Origin of the sequence: Arthrobacter sp., assembly GCF_030540645.1 — a bacterium.
Lineage (GTDB): Bacteria > Actinomycetota > Actinomycetes > Actinomycetales > Micrococcaceae > Specibacter.
On the sequence record NZ_JAUNVV010000002.1, the window covers coordinates 8,132 to 24,477 of the forward strand.

Here is a 16,346-nt window from a genome sequence, read left to right on the forward strand (position 1 = left end):
CAGTGAGGGTAAAGTACGACGGCGCGTCCCCCACACACGGGGGGGCCGCGCCGTCGTACTTTCCGCCTTTGCATTGGTGGCACCGAGTCACGGCACCTGAGCAGGGACGGGGAATGGCGTAGGATCGGCTGGGTAGGCTGTCCACCTGAGGAATAGGAAGCGCAGATGAACGTCCAGTCACCGACTCCCATGAAGCCGGTCTCAGCATGAGCGTCGATGTGAGCGGGGACGCCAGTCCGGAGCCGGTGCTGTACAGCAACGCGATGTCGGTGGAGTCCCTGGCGGACTGGGTTCGTGAAGGCCCGGTCACCATCACGGACGGGCATGGCGGTGCCGTGTTGGGCAGCAGTGCAGACCCTGACGCAAGGGGCCCGTACGCGCATTTTGTGCTGTGGTGCCCGGTGAGCTTCCCGGACCGAATCCGAATTTCCTGGGAGTACCACCCCATCGAAGGCCAGGGACTGGCCATGCTGTTCTTCGGGGCACGTGGCAGCGCCGGACGGGACCTTTTTTCTCCGGAGCTTGCTCCGCGCACCGGATTTTATCCCCAGTACCACTCCTCGGACATTGACACGCTTCACGTTTCATACCAGCGGCGAAAATTTTCCTCCGAGCGGGCGTTCCGCACGTGCAACCTGCGCAAGAGCCCCGGTGCCCACATGGTCGCGCAGGGAGCGGACCCGCTGCCAAGCCCCGAAGACGCTGACGGGTTCTACCGCATGGACGTGTGCAAGGACGGTCCGCAGGTCACCCTGAGCATCAACGGCCTCCAGATTTTCCAGTGGCTCGACGACGACGCCACCGGTCCCTGCCTCGAAGGCGGCTATTTGGGTCTGCGCCAGATGGCCCCGTTGCTGGCAGCGTACAGAAATCTCACCGTCACCGCGCTCCCCTGAGACAGCGCATGGAACGTGCTGGCTAAACTGTAACCCCCGCCCGGAGCGAACACCGATACGCTGGGACTAGCGTCGGCAATCAAGGTGCCGGCCAACTCGCGAGGAGAGTGGATCGTGACCAGTGCAACGGCGCCTGAACATGTAGTTGTTGTTGGTGCAGGAATCATCGGATTGTCCACTGCCTGGTACTTGCAGGAACACGGCATCAAGGTCACCGTGGTGGATCGCAGCGGCGTTGCCTCCGGCTCCTCGTGGGGCAACGCAGGATGGCTCACCCCGGCATTGACGCTGCCGCTGAGCGAACCGTCCGTGCTGACATACGGCCTCAAGGCAATGCTGGACCCGAACTCACCCCTCTACATTCCCTTTTCCACCGATCCGGCACTGCTGCGATTCCTGCTGGGCTTCGCCCGCAACTGCACACCCGGGAAGTGGCGGGCGGCCATGGCCGTGTTTGCTGAAATCGGACGCAGCGGCATTGATGCGTTTGCAGAACTCGCGGAAGGAACTCCGCCGGTGGCCGAAAACACGCACCCGGCGGACCCTTTCCTGACGGGCTTTGCATCGTTGCAGGACCGCGAAGCTTTGGTGAAGGAACTGCACGTCATCCGCGAGACCGGAGGAACCGTCGACTTCACGCTCATGTCCGCGGAGGAGATCCGGGCGCTTGAACCCACGCTGGGCCGCGGAGTGGTGGCCGGCGTTGAGATCCGCAACCAGCGCTACATCAACCCCCCTGCATTCATGGATTCCCTGGCCAACACCGTGGTGGCCCGGGGCGCTGAGCTGCTGACAGCCTTCAACGTGCTGGACATCCGTGACGACGGTCGCAGCGTGGAGGTAATCGGTTCGGAAGGGCGCTCACTGAAGGCCGACGCCGTGGTTCTCGCCACGGGTGCCTGGCTGGGGACGCTGGCGCGTAAGTTCGGCGTCAAGCGCGTGGTCCAGGCAGGCCGCGGCTACAGCTTCACGGTGGTTCCGGAGTCGATGCCGACTCATCCGATCTACTTCCCGGCCCAGCGGGTGGCATGCACGCCGCTGGGGGACAGGTTCCGGGTGGCCGGCATGATGGAGTTCAAGGATGCAGACGCACCCTTGGACCCGCGGCGCATCCAGGCGATCGTGAAGGCTGCCTCACCCATGTTCACCGGCATCAACTGGGAGGACAGGGCGGAGGAATGGGTGGGGTCCAGGCCGTGCACCACGGATGGTTTCCCGCTTGTGGGCGCTACCCGGTCCCCGCGCGTCCACGTTGCAGGAGGCCACGGCATGTGGGGGGTTGCGCTGGGGCCGCTGACAGGGAAAATGGTGGCTGCTGAACTGACGGGGAACACTCCGCCTGAGATCATGCGCCACTTTAATCCGCTGCGCTAGCCGAACCATGGGACATGCTGGGTCGCTGTGCTGACAGCGCGCCAGCATGTCCTGGGTCACAATGGATTTGGCGGATGGGCGCGGCCCGGCATATGGTGTGGACATGACAAACCGTTGGTATGCGTATTTTTCGTTGGCTCTGGAGGGGCCCGCGTCTAACTGACACGCATCCAATCACCTTCAGAGCCAACAGGACAGGAAATTTATTTCCTGTCCTTCGCCATTTTCAGGCGGGCTCCGGAAGAGGGGCCCGCTGCCAGCCCCAATATAAGGAATCAATTCCATGAGCATTGCAGCAGCCCCCGAAAGCACAGTAGCGGTTCCGGCATCCACCACGAACCTGCGTGTCAGCCACTTCACCGAACTGCCGTCGCCTGCCGAGCTGGATGCCACGCTTCCGCTGGACTCCTACACAAGCAACGTCGTCGAACGCGGCCGCGACCAGGTCCGGGCCATCATGGACGGGCTGGATGACAGGCTGCTGGTGGTGGTGGGCCCGTGCTCCATCCATGACACCGAGGCTGGGCTGGAGTACGCCCGTCGCCTGGCTGCAGCCGCGAAGGAGCATGAAGAGGACCTGCTGATCGTGATGCGCGCCTACTTTGAAAAGCCCCGAACCACGGTGGGCTGGAAGGGCCTGATCAACGACCCCGGCCTTGATGGCAGCCATGACGTGGCCAAGGGGCTGGAAATGGCGCGGAAGTTCCTGCTGGACGTGGCCCGGCTGGGGCTCCCCACAGGTACTGAATTCCTTGAACCCATCAGCCCGCAGTACACCGCCGACTTGATCTCCTGGGGTGCCATTGGTGCCCGCACCACCGAAAGCCAGATCCACCGCCAGCTCTCCTCCGGGCTGTCCATGCCCATCGGGTTCAAGAACGGCACCGACGGGGACCTGCAGATTGCCCTCGATGCATGCAACGCCGCCAGCGCTCCGCAGTCTTTCTTGGGGATCGACGGCGCCGGACGGGCCTCCCTTGTCAGCACGGCAGGCAACCAGGACACTCACGTGATCCTGCGCGGCGGGCGCCAGGGCCCCAATTACCATGCCGCGGACGTGGCACAGGCCTCGGACCAGGCGGCCCAAGCCGGCATCAACCCGCGGCTGATCGTTGATGCCAGCCATGCCAACTCCGGCAAGAGTCACCATCGCCAGGCTGAGGTTGCGCTGGAAGTGGGCGCCCAGCTGGAGGCCGGGGACGCTTCGGCGCACACCATTGCCGGCGTCATGCTGGAGAGCTTCCTGGTGGGCGGTGCGCAGAAACTCGACGTTGACCAGGTGGCTTCCGGAGAAGCCGAGCTGGTGTACGGCCAGAGCGTCACCGATGCCTGCATGGACTGGGATGTCACGGCTGACGTGCTCGCCAAGCTGGCCGGGGCTTCGCACACACGCCGCAACAGCGGTTCCTGAAGAGCGGTGCTGCCTGAAGAAACAACTTTCACAGAAGTCACTTCTACACCTAGAGTTGAACTTAGGAGCAGAAGGGGGCAACAGCTAAGACAATGGATTTTCACTGGCTAGTGGATACCGAGGATGGCCATGACGCACGACCAGGATTTTAGCAATGTGAAATTCTTGACAGTTCAGGAAGTCGCTGAACTCATGCGCTTGTCCAAAATGACCGTTTATCGGATGGTGCACGCCGGTGAGCTGCCGGCAGTCCGTTTTGGCCGGTCATATCGCGTACCAGCAAACGCCGTCGAAACGTACCTGCGTGCGGCCGTGGTGGACAGCACAGCGACGCACGAGGGGCCCAGTTCGGCGCATGCAGGTTAAAGGCGGTACCCTAGGAAAGATCCATTTTCGGCTTTGACCGATTCCTGCGATCGGTCGACCAATCGTTTACGGCCTCAACCGAGGTTGTTCTATGCAGTTTGTGAGGAACTTTCATGGGTTCAGTAGTTAAAAAGCGCCGCAAGCGGATGTCTAAGAAGAAGCACCGCAAGCAGCTGCGCAAGACGCGTCACCAGCGTCGCAATAAGAAGTAAGCAGCTTCTTCGCGAAAGCGCCCGTCCACCCTTGTGGTGTACGGGTGTTTTTTGTTTAAGTCCCCTAGCGGCGCCGCACCATGGCGATACCCTTCCACAGCCCGTAGACCACGCCCGCGCCCGTAGCCGCCTGCAGGCCCAGTGTTGCCGCACGGCGTCCTGAACGGAAGTCGTAGACGGGCCAGTTGTTGTCGCGGGCGTACTTGCGAAGTTTTGCATCTGGATTGATGGCCACAGGGTTGCCCACGGCTGTCAGCAGGGGGATGTCATTGAAGGAATCGCTATAAGCCCAGCTGCGGGAAAGATCAAGGCCCTCCTTTTCGGCCAGTTCACGAACTGCCCGGCCCTTTGCGGGGCCATGCAGAATTTCACCCACCAGCCGGCCCGTGTACATGCCGTCTTCGATCTCTGCGACAGTACCCAATGCACCCGTGAGGTGCAGCCGCTTGGCAATGACGCCGGCAACCTCCACCGGGGTTGCGGTCACGAGCCACACTTGGCGGCCGGATTTCAGGTGTTCTTGTGTCAGTGCCCTTGTGCCAGGCCAAATCTTGGAAACGATCATCTCGTCGTAGACTTCTTCGCCCAGCTGGCGGATGAAGTCCGCGCTGATGCCAGCGGCGAGTTTCTGTGCGGAGTCCTGGATGGAATGAACGTCGTTCATGCTTTCGCCGCGGAGGATGAACTTCGCCTGTTTCCACGCGAAGCCGGTCGCATCTCTAAGGGTGAATGCGCGCTTCTGGTACATTTTCCGGGCCACATGGAACAGGCTTGCGCCCTGCATCAACGTGTTGTCCACATCGAAGAAAGCAGCCTCACCCTGGTGCAGCGCAGTGGTCGAGACGGCCTCGGCACTGTTGGTATTCACGTCGGGCATGGAACGAGTCTAGTCAATGCTGCCCTCATGTGCCCGCTACGCCACCTGAGCGCGGGTTAACTGTGGTGAAACTTTCATTCGTGTCTGCAAACGGCGCTCTGGCATGGCCGGGGATGTGTATTGGGTAGGTTGTAGCCATGACACGAGCAGCCGGGGACCCGGCCCACAGCGATAACGCCACCAGTAGTGGCAGGCCTGTTCCACTGATTGAGCTGCTCACCAGAGGCGGATGCCATCTGTGCGAGGACGCCCGCTCCGTTGTTGCCGACGTGACCGGCAGTCTTGGACTGCTGTGGCAGGAGGTCGACATTGACGACGACGCAGAGCTGACGGCGCGCTACGGCGAGGAAATTCCGGTGGTCCTGGTGGACGGCATTCAGCGAGACTTTTGGCAGATAGACCCGCTCAGGCTGCGCAGCATCCTCAGCCGCGCCGTGGCAGGGGAGCCTTAGGCCCAAGGGAAAGCCATGGATCGACCCTGCCCACATCCCGCATGGCTGCTCCAGGAACAGGGGCAGTGGCCTGCGGTTTTTGGTGATGGACGGGGCACGACTTACAGTGGATGCAGGCGAGTGCGGACCTTGTGGAGACACGTTCAGCAACGGCGTACGGCCTTAGTTTGAGAATGTGGAGTGTTGTCTTGATCCCAGCGCAGATCCCGGAGGGAGAGTCGCCCGTGCCTGCCCGGGAGCTCCCGGCTGCCACGGTGTCCCGGCTGACATTGTATTTGCGTACCCTTGATGCCTTGCTGGTCAGTGGCACCGAGAGCGTTTCCTCGGAAGCGTTGGCGGAGTCCGCCGGTGTTGGCTCGGCCAACGTTCGCAAAGACCTTTCCCACCTTGGCTCCTACGGAACCCGCGGTGTCGGCTACGACGTGGCCAACTTGAGCCGGCAAATCTCCCAGGCACTGGGCTTGACGCACGAGTGGCGCGTAGCCATTGTCGGTGCCGGCAACTTGGGCCGTGCGCTCGCCCGCTACGCCGGATTCGAATCACGCGGCTTTGACGTGGTGGCCTTGTTGGACGCCGACCAAATGCTCGTGGGAACTGAAGTTGGCTGGCTGCGTGTCAGCGACGTGGTGAATTTGGAGAGCGTGCTAAAAAACACACGCGCCAACATGGTGGTGCTGGCTCTGCCGGCAACCGTGGTCCAATCAGTGTGCGACAGGGTCGTTGCGGCAGGCGTGCACAGTATTCTCAGTTTTGCTCCGGTCGCATTGAGCGTTCCGGACTATGTGAATTTGCGCAAGGTCGATATGGCCACCGAACTGCAGATTCTCGCTTATCACGCCAAGAGATCCCAGCATTCCTCCATGGAAGCGCAACGCCGCACCGGAGCGTAGCCGCCGCAGCGCCGCTGCGGCTAAGGCCGGTGCGCCTTGTGCGACACAAAAAACTCCTTGCCCGGCGAGCGGAACAACAGGATGACGGCGATGACGCCCAAGGCAATTTGAATGATGGCGAGGACATTGGGCTGACCCAGCGCCAAAAGTGAGATCAAGGCCAGCACCATGGACGTGATTCGGGCCCAATTGGCCCCACGGCGGATCTTCTTGGCTAGATATAGGTAGAGCACGCTGGCTAGCACGCTCAGCACAAACGCGGTGTAGAGCAGGGCATTCATCATGGCTGGATCCTGGTACAGGGCGGCAATGGCGGGGTCACCGGCCGTGGCTGCCTGCAACGTGTTCACCGCGACGTCTCGGAGCGAGGGAACAAACAAGACCAACGCTATGGCCAGTGTGGACAGCAGCTGCAGCACTCCGGCCAGCTGGATCAGCCTTATTGACACGAGGACGGTTTTGGGCGGGGCTAAGTGTGCACCGGCAGCGGTGGGCTTGCCCTGCAACGGGCCCTGGTATCCCGGATAGGCGGTGGCGGAGGAAAGGGTCGACGGCGGCGTGCTGGCATTCTTCGCATCCCCCACCTGCTGCGGCGGTTCCCAACCGGCGGGTGCATACTGCCCGTACTTGGGGACGCCAGGGGCAATCTCACCGTAGCTGCCGGGGCGGGGAGTGGGGCGCTCTTGAGGTTCTTCACCGGAGGTTGTCATGACAGCTGCTCTTTCAATGGTGCGAAGTCCTGGCCAATGCTGCGGACCAGAGAATGTGCCGATGGTGGCCAGAGACGAAAAAAGAGGCCGCGGCGGGTAAGTTCCTTAACCCTACGCGACCTCTCCCCGCACAACTATTGCTGTTGCGCCCCTACTTGCGCTGACTCGACTGGGCATTGAGCCAGGCGGTTGACTCAGGCAACCACATCAGCACTGCCGCGACGACGCCCAGCAGTCCGCCACCAGGGGCGCCGAAGAACATCAAGACGATGCCCAGAATAACGATGGCTGAAAGTGCCAGCCTGGCCCATTGCATGCCTTCCTTCAGTTTCATGGCGCAAATGACAATCGCGGCGATGAGCACGAGGGAAATGACGGTCATCACCATCCCGCGGATGCCGTCTGTGCGCACATTGGGGAAAGCCAGCACGATGAGCGAGGCAATGAAGGTCAGCAGGGCAAAGAAGAGCGAGAGCCCGGCCGTGACCAGCCAGATGATGTAAGAGATTTTCAGCAGTGGTGGAAGCCCATCGGTTTTGAACAACCTGGACAAACCACCCACAGGCATCACATCCCGCATGGACTGCGGTGCATCGGCGGGCATCTCAAACTTAAAGTTGCTGTTCCGCTGCTGATACTGCGGCGGGCCGGGCTGCTGGTAGCCAGGCTGCTGCTGGTATCCGGGTGGGGGTTGCTGCTGGTAACCCTGCTGCTGCTGGTATCCGGGTGGGGGTTGCTGCTGGTACCCCGGAGGTGGCTGTGCGGGGCCGCCGGGTTGGTTCGGCCGTGCTGGTGGCGCGGCGTTGGGATTGGGCTGGGAGCCATGACCGTCAGGAGATGGCTGCGAACCTGGTTGCTCGGGACCTGTTGACTCGTTCGGTGTGCTCATAGCTAGAACCCTAGCCGTGGTGGTGCCGCTTTCATAGGAGGCTAAAGACGTGTTCACCATGCCGGTCCGCAGCAAGTGCGGACCGGCATTGCCGGCCGGTAAGAATACTGGCAAGTACAGGCGAATTCATCATTAGGCGGGCTTTAGGCGTCCTTCACAAAGGCGACGTCGAGGGTGATGACTACTTTGTCTGAAACCAGCACGCCACCGGCTTCCAATGCAGCATTCCACGTCAATCCAAACTCCTTGCGGCTAATGACGGTTGTGGCTTCGAAGCCGGCTCGGGTGGCACCGAACGGGTCCACTGCCACTCCGTTGAACTCTCCGCTGAAGGTGACGGTCTTGGTGATGCCGTGGATGGTGAGCTCGCCGGTTAATTCAAAGCTGTCCGCGCCGCCGGAAACGGCCGTGGAGGTGAATGTGAGCGTCGGGAAGGTTTCGACGTCGAAGAAGTCGGCGCTGCGGACGTGGGCGTCGCGGTTGGCGTCGCCCGAGCTGAAGCTGGCCGCCTGGATAGTGGCGCTGACTGAGGAATCGGCAAGAGTTCCTCCCAGTACCAGTGTGGCTTCGAGATCGGTGAACTTTCCACGGACCTTGGAGATGCCTGCATGTCGGACCGTGAAGCCAACCTCTGAGTGTGCGGGGTCAAAGTTCCAGGTGCCCTGGGCAAGTCCGGTGGATTCGATGGTTGTTGCTGACATGGTGTGCTCCTTGAAAAGTTCTGGGTTATTGAGTGCAGGTACCGCTTCCACGTCACCTGCACTACGTATAAACATACGTTTGCATGTAATATTCCCGGGTTGCTAAAAAACTCTCCACGGGCGGATTAACCCCTTGCTGGTGAACTTTGAGAAACTGGGAGGCATGTCCCAAGTAACAGTTCACCTTTTGCGCCACGGCGAAGTCTTCAACCCCGACGGCGTCCTCTATGGCCGGCTCCCAGAGTTCCACCTCTCCGAGCTTGGACGGGCCATGGCTGTGATGGTTGCTGAGCACTTCGCGGCCCGCGCCGCGCAGGGTTCCGCCCCGGTCTACCTGGTCGCTTCGCCGCTGACGCGTGCGCAGGAAACTGCCCAGCCTACGGCCGAGGCATTGGGGCTGGACATTGTGACGGATCCGCGCATTATCGAGGCTGAAAACCATTTTGAAGGCCTTGTCATGAAGCCCTCGGAACTGCGCAAGCCCAAACACTGGCCCTACTTCGTGAACCCGTTCAGGCCTTCCTGGGGCGAAGCGTACTCGGCCCAAGCCGAACGCATGATGGCAGCGGCACGCGATGCCCGACGTCGTGCGTTCGAATTGGGCGGGGACGGCGCCGAAGCCATCATGGTCAGCCACCAGCTGCCCATCTGGTCCACGCGCCGCAGCGCCGAAGGCAAGCGCCTGTGGCACGACCCCCGCAATCGCGAATGCACGCTTGCCTCATTGACTTCATTGACGTTTGACGGCGACGACGTGGTCAAGGTGGCGTACAGCGAACCGGCGGCCGAATTGCTGCCCGGCGCGTCGACCACCCCCGGGGCATAGGCGAACGCGGCATACAGCTGACAATCAGCTTTTCGACGTAGCGTAGAAGATAATGCCATTTCTGCGTCCGCCGGTGGCTTCCAAGACATGAAAGGCAGCATCGTGACGCTCTCGATGAGCCGCAGGGCATTGCTGGCAGCTGGCGGTGCTGCCCTGACGGTGGCACTCGCAGCCTGCTCCGGCACGGACCCGCTCGCTGAGCAGGCAAATGCCGGGGATAACAAGAACTACATTGCAGGGGATGGCTCCGTGACCGAATATGGTGCGGCCGAGCGGAAACCTCCTGTGCAGTTCACTGCGGCTTTGTTCGACGGCAAGAAAATCGATGCCGCCAACTTCCCCGGCCACGTCACGGTGCTGAACTTCTGGTATGCAGCCTGCGCCCCCTGCCGCTCCGAAGCTCCCGATCTGCAGACACTGTCGAAGGACTTTGCCGCTCAGGGCGTCGAATTCCTGGGTGTGAATGTCCGGGACGAGCAAGCGACGGCAGAAGCCTTTGAACGAAACTTCGGGCTGGAATACCCCAGCATCGCGGACAAGGACGGCGGTGTTTTGCTGGCGTTGACCAAGTTTGTGCCGCCGGCGGCCGTGCCCACCACGCTGGTACTGGACAAAAAGGGCAGGGTCTCGGCGCGCATCCTGGGCATCGCTGAAAAGGGCACGTTGAAGGCCCTGATCACCGGTGCACTGGCGGAAAACTAGCAGCCCTGCCTTCATGAACAATCCTTTCGCCGAGACTGTCCTCAGCGGCTCAATGCTGTTGGCCATGCCCGTTGCGCTCCTGGCCGGACTGGTTTCCTTCCTCTCACCGTGTGTGCTGCCGCTGGTGCCCGGATACCTGGGCTATGTGAGCGGACTGAGCGGCGCCGACCTGCAAGATCAACGCCGTGGGCGCATGTTTGCCGGGATCGGGCTGTTCGTGTTGGGTTTCTCGGTGGTTTTTGTGCTGATCGGGGCCGTCTTTGGCCAACTGGGTGCCTGGCTGATGGGGCCCGACGCCGCATGGGTCACCCGGGTGCTGGGAGTAGTGGTTATTTTGATGGGCGTGGTGTTCCTGGGCGGCATGAGCTGGTTCCAGAGCGAAGCAAAGATCCACGCGAAACCACCGGCCGGGCTCTGGGGTGCACCAATTTTAGGCGTAACCTTTGGACTGGGCTGGGCTCCATGCATTGGTCCCACTTTTAGCGCCGTGCAGCTCATGGCATTTTCTGATGGACCCAACGCCGTCAAGGGCGCTTTTTTGACGTTTGTGTATTGCCTGGGGCTGGGACTGCCGTTCCTGCTGATCGCCTTGGGCGCTCGCAGGGGGTTGGGGGCCCTCGCGTTCTTCCGCAAGCACCGCCGAGGATTGCAATATTTTGGCGGCGGCATGCTGGTGTTGCTGGGCCTGCTGATGGTGTCGGGCCTGTGGGGTGTCTGGATCAACGAGTTGCAGTTCTGGTTTGCCAATGAAGTGAGATTGCCAATCTAATGAAAGAGACAGTGGTGAAAGAACCCGTGGACACAGGGCTCAAGGACGCGCAGCCCAAGGACGGCGGTGCTGGGGTGGTCCTGCCACAGCTGGGCATCCTGGGCATGTTCCGCTGGGCCTGGCGCCAGCTGACCAGCATGCGCACGGCCTTGTTCCTGCTGCTGTTACTTGCCGTGGCAGCTGTGCCCGGTTCCCTGTTCCCGCAGCGTCCCTCCGCGCCGTCGGAAGTGACCCAGTACTTGAAGGACAACCCTGTGTCAGGGCCCATCATGGACTGGTTCAAACTCTTTGACGTGTATTCCTCCCCATGGTTCGCAGCCATCTACCTGCTGCTGTTCATCTCCTTGATTGGCTGCGTTCTGCCGCGGGCCAAGATCCATGCCAAAGCCATGCGCTCCGCGCCTCCCCGGACTCCCAAGCGGCTTTCCCGGCTGGCCGAGTATGGCACCGTCACCATCCCGGCCGGCAGCGGCATTGATGCCGAAACCGCCGTCCGCGATGCCGCCGGTATCTTGAAATCCCGCCGCTACCGCGTGGACATCCGCGACCTGGACACGGACCGCCCTTCGGTAGGTGCTGAAATTGGCTTCATGAAGGAAGTGGGCAACCTCCTGTTCCACACGGCCTTGATTGGTGTTCTGGCTGCCGTCGCTTTCAGCGGACTTTTTGGCTACAGCGGCCAACGCGTGCTGGTGGAAGGCGAAACCTTCGTCAACACACTGGCCAGCTATGACACCTTCACACCCGGCGCCAATTTCACCGGCAACCACCTCACACCGTATTCGGTGCAGCTGGACAGGCTTGTGGTCAAGTACGACCGTTCCACGCAGGCGCACTACGGGCAGCCACTGGACTTCACCGCCACCATGACCACCAAGGACGGGCCAGGGGCGGAGGCGAAGACCCAGACTTTGAAGGTCAATGACCCGGTGGGAATCGGCGGCACCAACGTCTACCTTGTGGGCAACGGCTACGCACCCGTCGTCACGGTCAAGGACGGTGAAGGAAAGATCGCGTTCCAGGGCCCGGTCATCACCATCCCCACCGACGGTGCCTACACGTCGTTGATGGTCATCAAGGTACCTGACGCCAAGCCCAAACAGCTGGGATTTGTGGGCTTCTTCCTGCCCACCGCACTCATTGATGAGAAGGGCGTGGCGTTTGGCTCCGACCCCGATCCGTTCAACCCTCAGTTGAACCTCAACGCCTTCACCGGCGACTTGGGTCTGGACAGCGGTGTCCCGCGCAATGTGTATACCTTGGACACGTCCAAGATGACTGAGATCAACTCCCGCAAACTGGAAGCTGGCGGCATTGTGCTGGCACCCGAGCAGAGCTACACGCTGCCCGGGAACAACGGCAGCATCAGCTTCGACGGCATCAAGCGATTTGCTGCGCTGGACATCCGCCACGACCCAGGTCAGGTGTACGTTCTGGTGTTCGCGCTTTTGGCTCTCGCCGGCCTCATGGGCTCCCTCTTCCTGAACCGACGCAGGGTGTGGGTCCGCACGGGCAACCACCCCGACGGGCGTACCATGGTCGAATTCGGCCTGCTGGCACGCGGTGAAGATCACCGCCTGGCCGGCGAATACGCTGCCATCAACAAGGCTCTGCACACCAAGTGGCTGGTGCCAATGGATACTGCAGGGCAAAATGGTGAGCAGGGACATTCAACAACCATCGACTCCGACCAAAGTGTCGCCGCGGCAAGTAAGGACCACTAATGCCAGAGATCAATGAGGGCTTTGCCCAACTGAGCGAGCAGCTAATGCTGGTAGCCGGATTGGCTTATGCGGTCGCGTTTTGTGCCTACGCCTGGGATCTTGTGACCTTCAGCCAGGCGGTCAAGAGGGGCCTGGCTGGCCACTCGGCTGATGAGGCGGCAGGTGCCCACAGTGAAAGCCACGTAGCTGAATTTGCCGGCATTGGTGCTCGTCGTGCTGCAGAACAGGGGCTGGGTTCCGGCCCGCTTGACCGTGCGGTTCGTCCCAGCAGCAAAACCCATGGCGGTTCCGACGGCATCACCGCCGGGGACTCCATGCGCTACGGTGCGGAACGCCGCGTTGTGGCCCGGGTGGCCGTGGCGCTGACTGTTGTGGCCGCCGTCGTCCAAGGCTTTGCCGTGGTGTTCCGCGGTTTGGCCGCAGGACGCGTGCCGTGGGGCAACATGTATGAATTCTGCACCACTGGATCGTTCGTGGTGGCCGTGGTGTTCTTGTTGGTTCTGACCCGCCGTGACCTGCGTTTCCTTGGCACTTTTGTCATCGGCCTGGTGCTGGTCATGGTGGTCGCCGCCTCAGTGTCATTCTGGACGCCTGTGGGGCATCTGGTTCCCGCATTGCAAAGCTACTGGTTGATCATTCACGTCTCAATCGCCGTCATGTCCTCGGCGTTGTTCACGCTCACGTTCGCCATGTCGGTCCTGCAACTTTTCCAGGCTCGCCGTGAAGCCTCGATCGCATCCGGAAAGAAGGACAAGGCGCTCGTCATGCGACTTGTCCCGAACGCTTTGAGCCTGGAAAACCTGTCCTACCGCATCAACGGCATCGCCTTTGTCGGCTGGACCCTGACGCTCATGTTTGGAGCCATTTGGGCGGAAAAGGCGTGGGGCCGCTTCTGGGGCTGGGATACGAAGGAAGTGTGGACGTTCGTCATCTGGGTGGTTTACGCCGGCTACCTGCATGCCCGTGCCACGAAGGGCTGGACCGGCACCCGCGCCGCCTGGCTGTCCATTGTTGGCTACCTGTGCGTGGTCTTCAACTTCACCATTGTGAACATGTACTTCTCCGGCCTGCACTCGTACGCAGGCGTCGGCAGCTGATTTAGCCGGAGCTCGACGGCCCCAAGGGGGCCACAGAGAACCGCCCGGCTTGGTTCTCAAGCCGGGCGGTTCTCTGTGGGGACAAGGTTGCAGGATTCAGCGGTCATTTGTGGGTCTTGCGAAAACCTGGAGTCGTGTAGCCGCGGGCAAGCAGACCCAGCGCAATGGCGGCCACCATCAGGCCAAAGTCACGCAGTGCCACGTCGTAGAAGCCCGAGTACGTGAGTAGGTTGATCACAATGCCAGCCAGCCAGAGGGACACTATCCAAGCCGCGTAGCGTGGTCGCAGGATCATGGCGATGGCGGCGATGACCTCCACGACCCCAATGGCCATCATGGTCCCGTGTGCACTGAACGGGGAAAGATTCTCGATCCACGGGGCGAGGTAGTTTTCCCAGTTGGTCAGGACGTTGAAGAACTTGTCCAAGCCCATGATGAGCGGGATGGCGATGAAGCCAAGCCACAACAACACGAAGGCACCGTAGGCCGGATCCGCCTTCGCACGCGCCAATGCATGTGAGCTCCAACCGGTGGACGGGGCGGGAATTGAATGGGTTGCCATGACTCCTCCATCTAAAAACGTAAGTTATGTTTTTAGAATGCGCCTGAAGTCATCAGGTGTCAATAGCCCGGGTTCCAATGAATCAGGAAACGCAGAAACGTGGGCCGGGGCAGCTGCCCCGGCCCACGCCGTCGAACATGAATAATGACCTGCTTGCGGTGGAGCTACTTGCTGTGGACGTGGTCCTGACCGGTCAATGTGGCCAGTGTGCCGGTGTCCACATTCTGTGACGGGCCGTTGAGGTAGCGCCCCAGGGAATCATCCATGGCGTTGATCCAGCGGGTGTGGTGCCGGCTGGCCATGGTGCCGGTGACAACCGAGCGGTGGGCCATGTCGCGGTAGCCAAGGATGTCTGTTTCCTTGTGGTGCATCCAGTCCTTGAATAGCTGTGAAACTGCGTCCAGATCAAACGGCGGGTAGTCAGTGGCGCCGATGAGCTCGCGCAGGTAGTCGGACTGGAAATCCGCCTCGGCGTTGTGGTCGGGCAGCGCAGCCTGGCGCTCAAGCCATAGCGCGATGTCGGCCTCCCGAGCAGCCAACTGTGGCAGTTCGATCTTGCCTGTCATGACATCACGGGCAAACCATGCCTGCGCGTCAAACATGTTGAACGTGTAGTACTGGTCCTGGGCGCCAAGGTAGAACAGGTTCGTGTTCTGCTGCCACACAATGCCCTTGTATAGATTCCCCGGGTAGAGCACGTTCTTGGACTTCAGCGACAGTTCGCTGGGTAGGAACGGGTACTTGTGCTGGTATCCGGTGCACAGCACGACGGCGTCAAAGTCGCCTTGGGTGCCGTCGCTGAAGTGCGCCGTGGTGCCCTCGAAGCGGGTGACGAGCGGACGTTCCACCGTGTTCTCGGGCCAGTCAAAGCCCATGGGTGCGCTGCGGTAGCTGAACGTGACGGAGGCTGCACCCATTTTGTGGGCCTGCATGCCAATGTCCTCGGCTGAGTAGCTGCTGCCGATCATGAGCATGTTCTTGCCCGAAAAACGCTCGGCGCCACGGAAGTCATGGGCGTGCAGGACTTCGCCTGGGAACGTGTTGATGCCCTCGAATTCGGGGACTGCCGGAGTGGAGAAGTGGCCGGTGGAAACCACCAGTTTGTCAAAGATGTGGTCCGTGGTCCCGCCCGTGGCAAGGTCCTCGACAGTGAGCGTGAACTCCTCCGTGGTCGGGTTCCAGCTCGTGTGGCGGGCTACGGTGTTGAACTGCACGTACTTGCGGACATCGGATTTCTCAACGCGTCCTTTGATGTAGTCAAAGAGGACCTCACGCGGCGGGAAGGAGGAGATGGCGCGGCCGAAGTGTTCGTCAAAGGAGTAGTCGGAAAATTCCAGGCATTCCTTGGGTCCGTTGGACCAGAGGTGCCGGTACATGCTGGAGTGGACGGGTTCCCCGTGGCCGTCAAGGCCCGTGCGCCAGCTGCTGTTCCACTGTCCGCCCCAGTCGGCCTGCTTTTCAAAGCACATGATTTCGGGGATTTGTGCACCGTTTTTCCGCGCTGATTCAAATGCGCGCAACTGTGCCATGCCACTGGGGCCTGCGCCAATGATTCCGACTCGCAATGACATGCTGCTCTCCTCATCACTTGGATAAATTGTGTCGACAAATACCGACGCTTCGAATCCATGCCCGCCTCAAAGAATCGGAGCGGGTTAAAAGGCGCATCCGAGGCGGAACATCAAGGCGCGGTGTGCGCGCGGGCAGGCGTTGCTGCAGTAAAGAACCGGCGGATGGCCGCCGGCGGTTCCAAACTCAACCGCCGCTAGTGGCGGGCTGGAACCGGTCGTGGCGCAAGCGTGCACCAGGATTCGATAAGCCGTTTGCCGCAGATCCAAGACGCAGCAAACATGTTACCTATTGCAACATTTTAGCTTTCATAAGTCAA

18 protein-coding genes are annotated in these 16,346 nt (G+C 61.1%); 12 read left to right on the forward strand and 6 right to left on the reverse strand.

All coding sequences use genetic code 11. From position 1 onward, the window contains the following. Window positions 1-206 precede the first annotated feature (206 nt). The 5 genes from Q4P21_RS00710 to Q4P21_RS00730 all read left to right on the forward strand — a co-directional run bounded on the left by Q4P21_RS00710 (window position 207) and on the right by Q4P21_RS00730 (window position 4,259). Window positions 207-896 (forward strand): DUF1961 family protein, encoded by a 690-nt coding sequence (locus Q4P21_RS00710; protein WP_303386952.1) that lies wholly within the window; start codon window positions 207-209, stop codon window positions 894-896. A gap of 114 nt (window positions 897-1,010) precedes the next feature. Then, entirely contained in the window at window positions 1,011-2,270 is a 1,260-nt protein-coding gene (locus Q4P21_RS00715; protein WP_303386953.1) for an FAD-binding oxidoreductase, read from the forward strand. 283 nt (window positions 2,271-2,553) lie between these two features. Further along, window positions 2,554-3,681, forward strand: coding sequence for a 3-deoxy-7-phosphoheptulonate synthase (locus Q4P21_RS00720; protein WP_303386954.1), 1,128 nt, complete (start codon window positions 2,554-2,556; stop codon window positions 3,679-3,681). Between the two features lie 129 nt (window positions 3,682-3,810). Further along, the gene (locus Q4P21_RS00725; RefSeq protein ID WP_303386955.1) at window positions 3,811-4,047 is read left to right on the forward strand and encodes a helix-turn-helix domain-containing protein; all 237 of its coding nucleotides are present in this window, start codon (window positions 3,811-3,813) and stop codon (window positions 4,045-4,047) included. 113 nt (window positions 4,048-4,160) lie between these two features. Next, window positions 4,161-4,259, forward strand: a complete 99-nt coding sequence (locus Q4P21_RS00730) for an AURKAIP1/COX24 domain-containing protein (RefSeq protein WP_074712200.1) — start codon at window positions 4,161-4,163, stop codon at window positions 4,257-4,259. Between the two features lie 64 nt (window positions 4,260-4,323). Here the strand turns inward: Q4P21_RS00730 and Q4P21_RS00735 are convergent, their stop codons facing one another. Further along, entirely contained in the window at window positions 4,324-5,136 is an 813-nt protein-coding gene (locus tag Q4P21_RS00735) for an HAD family phosphatase (protein WP_303386956.1), read from the reverse strand. A 137-nt stretch (window positions 5,137-5,273) separates the two neighbouring features. On the opposite strand from Q4P21_RS00735, the gene Q4P21_RS00740 reads away from it, so the two are divergent. After that, the gene (locus Q4P21_RS00740; RefSeq protein WP_303386957.1) at window positions 5,274-5,588 is read left to right on the forward strand and encodes a glutaredoxin family protein; all 315 of its coding nucleotides are present in this window, start codon (window positions 5,274-5,276) and stop codon (window positions 5,586-5,588) included. Between the two features lie 173 nt (window positions 5,589-5,761). Next, window positions 5,762-6,478, forward strand: a complete 717-nt coding sequence (locus Q4P21_RS00745) for a redox-sensing transcriptional repressor Rex (protein ID WP_303386958.1) — start codon at window positions 5,762-5,764, stop codon at window positions 6,476-6,478. Window positions 6,479-6,498: 20 nt separating this feature from the next. On the opposite strand, the gene Q4P21_RS00750 is transcribed toward Q4P21_RS00745, so the two are convergent. The 3 genes from Q4P21_RS00750 to Q4P21_RS00760 all read right to left on the reverse strand — a co-directional run bounded on the left by Q4P21_RS00750 (window position 6,499) and on the right by Q4P21_RS00760 (window position 8,778). Further along, entirely contained in the window at window positions 6,499-7,188 is a 690-nt protein-coding gene (locus Q4P21_RS00750) for a hypothetical protein (RefSeq protein WP_303386959.1), read from the reverse strand. Between the two features lie 151 nt (window positions 7,189-7,339). After that, window positions 7,340-8,077 (reverse strand): hypothetical protein, encoded by a 738-nt coding sequence (locus Q4P21_RS00755; RefSeq protein WP_303386960.1) that lies wholly within the window; start codon window positions 8,075-8,077, stop codon window positions 7,340-7,342. 143 nt (window positions 8,078-8,220) lie between these two features. Next, on the reverse strand, window positions 8,221-8,778 hold the full coding sequence (locus Q4P21_RS00760; protein WP_303386961.1) for a YceI family protein: 558 nt from the start codon (window positions 8,776-8,778) through the stop codon (window positions 8,221-8,223). A 163-nt stretch (window positions 8,779-8,941) separates the two neighbouring features. On the opposite strand from Q4P21_RS00760, the gene Q4P21_RS00765 reads away from it, so the two are divergent. The 5 genes from Q4P21_RS00765 to ccsB all read left to right on the forward strand — a co-directional run bounded on the left by Q4P21_RS00765 (window position 8,942) and on the right by ccsB (window position 13,896). Next, a complete protein-coding gene (locus Q4P21_RS00765; protein WP_303386962.1) occupies window positions 8,942-9,604 on the forward strand; it encodes a histidine phosphatase family protein in 663 nt (220 codons plus the stop codon). A gap of 87 nt (window positions 9,605-9,691) precedes the next feature. Beyond that, entirely contained in the window at window positions 9,692-10,306 is a 615-nt protein-coding gene (locus Q4P21_RS00770) for a TlpA disulfide reductase family protein (protein WP_303386963.1), read from the forward strand. Between the two features lie 13 nt (window positions 10,307-10,319). Then, window positions 10,320-11,075, forward strand: coding sequence for a cytochrome c biogenesis CcdA family protein (locus tag Q4P21_RS00775; RefSeq protein ID WP_303386964.1), 756 nt, complete (start codon window positions 10,320-10,322; stop codon window positions 11,073-11,075). Window positions 11,076-11,179: 104 nt separating this feature from the next. Further along, entirely contained in the window at window positions 11,180-12,799 is a 1,620-nt protein-coding gene (locus Q4P21_RS00780; RefSeq protein ID WP_303387026.1) for a cytochrome c biogenesis protein ResB, read from the forward strand. Next, window positions 12,799-13,896, forward strand: coding sequence for a c-type cytochrome biogenesis protein CcsB (gene ccsB / locus Q4P21_RS00785; protein WP_303386965.1), 1,098 nt, complete (start codon window positions 12,799-12,801; stop codon window positions 13,894-13,896). Before Q4P21_RS00780 ends, ccsB begins: the two co-directional genes overlap by 1 nt. Before the next feature lie 103 nt (window positions 13,897-13,999). Here ccsB and Q4P21_RS00790 read toward each other — a convergent pair whose 3' ends face one another. Both Q4P21_RS00790 and Q4P21_RS00795 read right to left on the reverse strand, forming a co-directional pair. After that, window positions 14,000-14,458: a hypothetical protein gene (locus Q4P21_RS00790; protein WP_303386966.1), complete on the reverse strand. Its 459-nt coding sequence runs from the start codon at window positions 14,456-14,458 to the stop codon at window positions 14,000-14,002. 164 nt (window positions 14,459-14,622) lie between these two features. Next, window positions 14,623-16,029 (reverse strand): NAD(P)-binding domain-containing protein, encoded by a 1,407-nt coding sequence (locus Q4P21_RS00795; protein ID WP_303386967.1) that lies wholly within the window; start codon window positions 16,027-16,029, stop codon window positions 14,623-14,625. Between the last annotated feature and the right edge of the window lie 317 nt (window positions 16,030-16,346).

Coding starts and splice junctions, on each gene's coding strand:
- Q4P21_RS00710 (WP_303386952.1), top strand. CDS start 207: ATGAGCGTCGATGTGAGCGGGGACGCCAGTCCGGAGCCGGTGCTGTAC.
- Q4P21_RS00720 (WP_303386954.1), top strand. CDS start 2,554: ATGAGCATTGCAGCAGCCCCCGAAAGCACAGTAGCGGTTCCGGCATCC.
- Q4P21_RS00725 (WP_303386955.1), top strand. CDS start 3,811: ATGACGCACGACCAGGATTTTAGCAATGTGAAATTCTTGACAGTTCAG.
- Q4P21_RS00730 (WP_074712200.1), top strand. CDS start 4,161: ATGGGTTCAGTAGTTAAAAAGCGCCGCAAGCGGATGTCTAAGAAGAAG.
- Q4P21_RS00735 (WP_303386956.1), bottom strand. CDS start 5,136: ATGCCCGACGTGAATACCAACAGTGCCGAGGCCGTCTCGACCACTGCG.
- Q4P21_RS00740 (WP_303386957.1), top strand. CDS start 5,274: ATGACACGAGCAGCCGGGGACCCGGCCCACAGCGATAACGCCACCAGT.
- Q4P21_RS00745 (WP_303386958.1), top strand. CDS start 5,762: ATGTGGAGTGTTGTCTTGATCCCAGCGCAGATCCCGGAGGGAGAGTCG.
- Q4P21_RS00750 (WP_303386959.1), bottom strand. CDS start 7,188: ATGACAACCTCCGGTGAAGAACCTCAAGAGCGCCCCACTCCCCGCCCC.
- Q4P21_RS00755 (WP_303386960.1), bottom strand. CDS start 8,077: ATGAGCACACCGAACGAGTCAACAGGTCCCGAGCAACCAGGTTCGCAG.
- Q4P21_RS00760 (WP_303386961.1), bottom strand. CDS start 8,778: ATGTCAGCAACAACCATCGAATCCACCGGACTTGCCCAGGGCACCTGG.
- Q4P21_RS00765 (WP_303386962.1), top strand. CDS start 8,942: ATGTCCCAAGTAACAGTTCACCTTTTGCGCCACGGCGAAGTCTTCAAC.
- Q4P21_RS00770 (WP_303386963.1), top strand. CDS start 9,692: ATGAAAGGCAGCATCGTGACGCTCTCGATGAGCCGCAGGGCATTGCTG.
- Q4P21_RS00775 (WP_303386964.1), top strand. CDS start 10,320: ATGAACAATCCTTTCGCCGAGACTGTCCTCAGCGGCTCAATGCTGTTG.
- Q4P21_RS00780 (WP_303387026.1), top strand. CDS start 11,180: ATGTTCCGCTGGGCCTGGCGCCAGCTGACCAGCATGCGCACGGCCTTG.
- ccsB (WP_303386965.1), top strand. CDS start 12,799: ATGCCAGAGATCAATGAGGGCTTTGCCCAACTGAGCGAGCAGCTAATG.
- Q4P21_RS00790 (WP_303386966.1), bottom strand. CDS start 14,458: ATGGCAACCCATTCAATTCCCGCCCCGTCCACCGGTTGGAGCTCACAT.
- Q4P21_RS00795 (WP_303386967.1), bottom strand. CDS start 16,029: ATGTCATTGCGAGTCGGAATCATTGGCGCAGGCCCCAGTGGCATGGCA.